General features: G+C 60.1%; 6 protein-coding genes. 3 read left to right on the top strand and 3 right to left on the bottom strand.

All coding sequences use genetic code 11. From position 1 onward, the window contains the following. The 3 genes from GBC55_RS29350 to GBC55_RS29340 form a co-directional block, all read left to right on the top strand. A partial coding sequence (locus tag GBC55_RS29350) for a LysR substrate-binding domain-containing protein (protein ID WP_247267064.1) occupies positions 1–724 on the top strand: 724 nt, incomplete at its 5' end. Positions 725–1,253: 529 nt separating this feature from the next. Next, positions 1,254–2,312 (top strand): aromatic ring-hydroxylating dioxygenase subunit alpha, encoded by a 1,059-nt coding sequence (locus GBC55_RS29345; protein ID WP_162441134.1) that lies wholly within the window; start codon positions 1,254–1,256, stop codon positions 2,310–2,312. Positions 2,313–2,386: 74 nt separating this feature from the next. Further along, complete coding sequence (locus GBC55_RS29340) at positions 2,387–3,337, top strand: PDR/VanB family oxidoreductase (protein WP_162441133.1); 951 nt, start codon at positions 2,387–2,389, stop codon at positions 3,335–3,337. Between the two features lie 9 nt (positions 3,338–3,346). Here the strand turns inward: GBC55_RS29340 and GBC55_RS29335 are convergent, their stop codons facing one another. The 3 genes from GBC55_RS29335 to GBC55_RS29325 form a co-directional block, all read right to left on the bottom strand. Further along, positions 3,347–4,060 carry a GntR family transcriptional regulator gene (locus GBC55_RS29335; RefSeq protein ID WP_162441132.1) on the bottom strand — a complete coding sequence of 238 codons (714 nt, stop codon included), beginning with the start codon at positions 4,058–4,060 and terminating at the stop codon, positions 3,347–3,349. 84 nt (positions 4,061–4,144) lie between these two features. Next, complete coding sequence (locus tag GBC55_RS29330; protein WP_162441131.1) at positions 4,145–5,395, bottom strand: OprD family porin; 1,251 nt, start codon at positions 5,393–5,395, stop codon at positions 4,145–4,147. A 68-nt stretch (positions 5,396–5,463) separates the two neighbouring features. Beyond that, positions 5,464–6,132: MFS transporter (locus tag GBC55_RS29325; protein WP_348650985.1), on the bottom strand; the 669-nt coding region annotated here is incomplete at its 5' end.

Below are 6,132 nucleotides of genomic sequence, written 5' to 3'. Positions count from 1 at the left end.
AGCGATCACCTTCACCGCCGAGGGCGAGGCTTTCCTGCGCGGCGCCCGACGTATCCTGGCCGACATGGCCGAGGTCGAAGAAGCCATCGCCGACCAGGGCGTACCCAGGGGCCGATTGCGGGTCAGCGCCGCCCTCGGCCATGGGCGGCTGGCAATCGTTCCCTTGGTGGCAGCATTCAGCGCCCGTTACCCGAACATCGTCGTCGACCTCACCCTTGGCGACGAAGTCGTCGACATTCTCGGCGGTCAGGCCGACGTGGCGGTACGCTTTGGCCATCTGCCCGACAGCCCGCTGACCGCGCGCAGGATCGGCGACACCGGCCAGGTAGTAGTGGCATCGCCCGAGTATCTGCAGCGCCACGGCATCCCCGAGGAACCAGAAGACCTGCTACGGCACAACTGCCTGCGCTTCAACTTCCGGCGTGCCGAACCCAACTGGCCGTTCATCCGCGAAGGAAAAGAGTTTTCCCTGAAGGTCAGCGGCAACATCGAATGCAGCAGCGGTGAAGCGCTGGCACAACTCGCGCGAGTAGGTGCCGGTATTGCACGTATCGGCGAGTTCAGCGTGAGCGAAGATCTGCAGCGCGGTGATCTGATACCGCTGCTGGAAGCCTGGAACCCTGGCGACCAGGAACCGATTCATGCGGTGTTCGTAGGTGGCTCGGCAATGCCGGCGCGGGTGCGATTGTTCGTGGACTTCTTGCTGGAACATCACCGGATGTAAGCGCAGGCGTAAGATGATTATTCCGGGTACTTGTGATGTTGAAGTGACCAAAAAATTTTTGTGTGCACTATCAATAGGCGGTTTGCCTTACTGGAACAATCGTGAACTCTGGCATTGATGGGGCGTCCGCACGTCTTAAATGGCCGTCGTGAAAGACCGCTTTTGACGGTTTTCTGCCCGTCGTGAGAGGCAGAAAACGACCCCAAGCCGCCATTCAGGACGCTCCTGAGCACATCAGTGGTTGCCTGCGATGAAGGGCTCCCCATTAGTCAACTGGTCTGTCGGTACACCTTTGTTGTGCGCATTGAGAATCCCGGGAAATGCGGCAACCCCATTCATAAAATTAGCGTCCGAATGGATCTCGTCATTCGGTTCGCATTCTCAGTGTCTCTTGCGCGCTCACCAGTCCTGCCTGCACTTCCTCCAATCCATGGATCCATTAAAGTTCTTGTAATGCGTTTATGTTGACTTCATTGAGGTTTATACAATTTAATGGATCCACAATAACAAGCCTGTGCTGGAGATCTGCATGTATCCAAGAAACACCTGGTATGTTGCCTGCACCCCCGACGAGATCGCCTCAAAGCCACTGGGGCGGCAGATTTGCGGTGAGAAAATCGTCTTCTTCCGTGGGAAAGAAGGGCGCGTAGCCGCCGTCGAGAACTTCTGCCCACACCGCGGCGCGCCCCTTTCCTTGGGTTATGTCGAGAACGGCAACCTGGTCTGTGGCTATCACGGCCTGGTCATGGGCTGTGATGGCAAGACCGTCGAAATGCCAGGTCAGCGCGTACGGGGCTTTCCGTGCAACAAAACCTACGCCGTTGAAGAGCGTTACGGTTTCATTTGGGTCTGGCCTGGGGAGCAGGACAAGGCTGATCCTGCACTGATCCATCATTTGGAATGGGCTGTCAGTGATGAGTGGGCCTACGGCGGTGGGCTGTTCCATATCAATTGCGACTATCGACTGATGATCGATAACCTGATGGATCTCACCCACGAAACTTACGTGCACGCTTCGAGTATTGGCCAGAAAGAGATCGATGAAGTGGCGCCGGTCACCACTGTCCAGGGTGACGAGGTGGTCACCGCGCGGCACATGGAAAACATCATGGCGCCGCCGTTCTGGCGCATGGCCCTGCGTGGCAACAATCTGGCCGACGACGTGCCTGTAGACCGTTGGCAGATCTGCCGCTTCAGTCCGCCCAGCCACGTGTTGATCGAGGTGGGCGTGGCCCACGCCGGCAAGGGCGGTTACAACGCCGAGCCGCAGTACAAGGCGGCCAGTATCGTGGTCGACTTCATTACTCCGGAAACCGAGACGTCGATCTGGTACTTCTGGGGCATGGCGCGCAATTTCAATCCCCACGATGAAGAACTGACCGCCACCATCCGCGAGGGCCAGGGCAAGATTTTCAGTGAAGACCTGGACATGCTCGAACAGCAGCAGAAGAACCTGCTGGCCAACCCCGAGCGCAACCTGCTCAAGCTCAATATCGATGCTGGTGGCGTGCAGTCCCGCCGTGTGCTGGAGCGCATCATCGCCCGTGAGCGCGCGCCAGCTGTCGAGCTGATTGCCACGGCCAACTAGCTCAAGCGCCAGGCCAGTCCACTCCCATTGATCCTGTTTGAGGCCACTGCGGTGGCCGGTCTTGAAGGTGCGCCATGATTGAAGTCGTCGTGACATCCCGCAACAACGAAGCGCTGGATATCTGCAGCTACGAGTTGACCTGTGCCCAAGGTGGGCTATTGCCCGGCTTCAGCGCCGGGGCCCATATCGACGTGCACCTGCCCGGCGGACTTATCCGCCAGTACTCGCTGTGCAATCACCCGCAAGAGCGGCATCGCTACCTGATCGGTGTGCTGAAAGATGTCGCCTCGCGCGGTGGCTCCCAGAGTCTGCATGAGCTGATCAACAGCGGAGATCGGCTGTTCATCAGTGAGCCGCGCAACCTGTTCCCGCTGGTGGCCGAGGGGCGGCGCAGCCTGTTGTTTGCTGGCGGTATCGGCATTACCCCGATTCTGTGCATGGCCGAGCAACTGGCACACAATGGTGCCGATTTCGAGCTGCACTATTGTGCTCGCTCCAGTGAACGGGCGGCTTTTGTCGAGCGACTCAAAGGGGCCTCCTTTGCCGATCGCGTGCACCTGCATTTCGATGAAGAGGCCGATTCGCGCCTGGATGCCGCCGAGGTCCTGGTCAATCCGCAGCCTGACGTGCACCTGTATGTCTGCGGCCCTTCAGGGTTCATGCAGCATGTGCTCGACAGCGCCAAGGCCCAGGGCTGGAGCGACGAGCACTTGCACCGTGAATACTTCGCCGCGGCGCCGGTGGATACCAGTGCCGATGGGTCGTTCCAGGTCAAGCTGGCCAACAGTGGGCAGGTGTTCGACATTCCGGCCGACAAGACGGTGGTCCAGGTGCTGGAAAGTCACGGTGTCGAGATTGCCATTTCCTGTGAGCAGGGTGTCTGCGGAACCTGTCTGACCCGAGTACTGGAAGGGGTGCCGGATCACCGCGACCTGTTCCTCACCGAAGACGAGCAGGCGGCCAATGATCAGTTCACGCCCTGCTGTTCAAGGGCCAAATCCGCGTTATTGGTGCTGGACCTCTGAACCAGTCAATCATTCGCCCCGCGCGATCACCTTCATCCGATCGGTGTTGCTGATCGCACCGAACACTTCGGCGTATCTCAGTGTGGCATTGGCGTGTTCACGCATGATGGCCTCAGCGCGTGCGCCCTGGCGGCTGACCAGTGCGTCGAAGACCGAGTGATGTTGCATGTGCGCGAAGTTGAAGCGCCGGTATTCACGTGCCATGTCCTGGCGGTCGATCGCCAGCGCTGACACTGAAGCAAAGGGACGATGGTCGTTGCGCGCCAAGGCTTCGGCAATCGCCGGGTTGGCGCTGCTTTCGACGATCACATGGTGAAAGCGCATGTTGAGGTCATGGAACACCTCGAGGTCTTCTTCAGTCACGTAGCCCTTGTCGAACAAGGTATCGCCTTGCACCAGGCATTCGCGCAGCGCCGCCTGTGCTTGCTCACTCAATCCGCGTTCAGCGCTCTGCCTGGCCGCCAGACCCTCCAGAACTCCGCGCACTTCCACGGCGCCGGCGATATCTTCGGCACTCACCGAGCGCACCTGATAACCCCGTCCACCATGGCGCACCAGCAAGCCTTCCTGTTCCAGGGTAAGGAAGGCCATGCGCACCGGCATGCGCGAGACGCCGAAGCGTTCCGCCGTCGGAATCTCCATCAGCCGTTCGCCGGCCGCCAGCTCGCCCGAGGCGATCATTTTTCGCAGTGCGACTAGCACCATTTGACCCGGTTTGCTCATGCAGGCGACTTCCAGAGGGGGTTCGCCATAGTAACGCAAGGAGGGGGGAGATGCAGGGGCGACAAGCGCCCCCGGGCGATAGGATCAGAGTGACAACGGGTAGCTGACGATCACGCGGGTCTGATCGAAGTCGCTGTTGAAACTACGACGGTTGGTAGCGTTGTTGACCCGCATGCTGAGATTTTTCAGCGGGCCACTTTGCAGGGTGTAGCTGACCTCGGTGTCACGTTCCCATTCCTTGCCATTGCTGCCGGCCTTGGTGGTGGCGTTGTCGCCGTGACCGTAGCGGGTCATCAGCTGCAAGCCCGGGATGCCGACGGCGACGAAGTTGTAGTCGTAACGGACCTGCCAAGAGCGCTCGTCGGCGTTGCTGAAGTTGCCGTTGAACATGTCGTTGCCAAGGGTGCGCCCACTGCTGCCATATACGGACATCCAGCCGGTATCGCCGCTGACCTTTTGCAGCCCCAGATACAGCGTGTGGCCACCCAGATTGGCGGAGAACAATCCGTAGGCGGTATGGCTTTGCACATTGCCGATCAGGGCGCTGCCGTCATCCCTGTCGTTGAAATAGCCCAGGTTCGCGCCGAGGGTCCAGTCCCCGAATTTCTCTTTATGCAGCAGGTTCAGGTAGCTTTGCTGATAGATGTCTTCGAGCTGCGCGTGCCAGGCGCCGATCAGGGTCCGTTGTTCGTTGAAGCGGTATTCGGCACCCGCATAGTTGAAGCTGTCCGACATGACGGTGGGTGCAGCCCAAGCCGAGAGGTCTTGCATGTCTGAAGAGTTGCGCAGGCTCACGGCGGTGTATTGACCTGCCTGCAAGTTCAGGCCGGGAAGCTCCCGGGACACCAGCATGGCGCCCTGAAAGGTCTGTGGCAGCAGGCGTCCGTCATCGTAGCGCAGCAGGGGAATATCCGGCATGAGCTCGCCTAGCATCAGTTCCGTGTCGGAAATACGCATTTTTGCTGCCAGTCCCGCGCGCCCGTAGTCGTCGGCGGAGTGACCATCGTCGTGCACCGGCAGCAGCTCCGAACCGCTGCGTTGCGGGCCGCTGTCGAGCTTGACGCCAAGCATCGCGATACCATCAAGACCAAAGCCGACAACGCCCGGGGTGTAGCCGGAACTGAACTTGAGGATCGCGCCCTGGGCCCATTCTTCGATCTTGCTCTTGCTGGCGCCAGGATCGTTGAAATCACGATTGAAGTAGTAATTTCGCAGCATCAGGCTGGTCTTGGAATCCTCAAAAAAACCACCGCTTTCAGCGTGCGCCGAAGGAATCAGGGCAAGCGCGATTGCACCGCCGAGCAGCGCCCGGGGAGGGAGAGAAAGGTAAGTCATTATTGTTTTTTTTCCTGGAGGATGTAGTCAGTAGCGGGGGCGGCCCCCGCTACCTCATTGCACAGGTGTCAGGCCCGGCTGAGTCGGGCGCCAGGCTGTGGCTGGGCGGCAGGCCGCAATGCCAGAAGCACAGCGGCGGCGATGACGAAGACCACGGCAAACACCCCATACAGGTGCAGGGGTTGCCAGCCGCTGTCTAGCAACAGTCCTGCGACGGTCGGCGAAAGAATCGCGCCAATGCGTCCGATACCGATACCCCAACCAACCCCCGTCGCGCGCACCGAAGCGTCATAGACAATCGGCGACAAGGCGTACAAGCCAGCCACGCAACCGTTGGCGAACAGCCCGATCAGCAGACCCAGACCGAGTGCCATCGATACCGATGACGCGGAGCCGACGAACAGTACCAGCAGCCCTGCGGTAATCAGCATGAACAGCGACAGCACGCGAGTCAGCCGCCAGCGCGAGGCCAGGCCGCCAATCAGCGCGGCGCCAAAGATTCCGCCGACGCTCAGCAGTACGCCGCCGCTGATGCCTTGCTGTGCCGATAGCCCTGCCGAGACCAGCAGCTTCGGCGTCCAGCTCATCACGAAGTAGAAGCCGAACATAACCAGCCAACACGGATTATCCGCGCCAGCGAGGATGACCTGTCCCAACACCTGGCGCGGCTTGAAGCGGTTGCCAAGGCGGCTGGTGCGGCATCGCTGTGGCAGCAGCTGGCGGATGCCAAGGCGCAG

It is taken from the genome of Pseudomonas sp. TNT3 (genome assembly GCF_010095445.2).
In the GTDB taxonomy this organism is placed as follows: Bacteria; Pseudomonadota; Gammaproteobacteria; order Pseudomonadales; family Pseudomonadaceae; genus Aquipseudomonas.
Note: the sequence above shows the minus strand (reverse complement) of the source record. Positions and strands in the feature narration are given on the sequence as shown.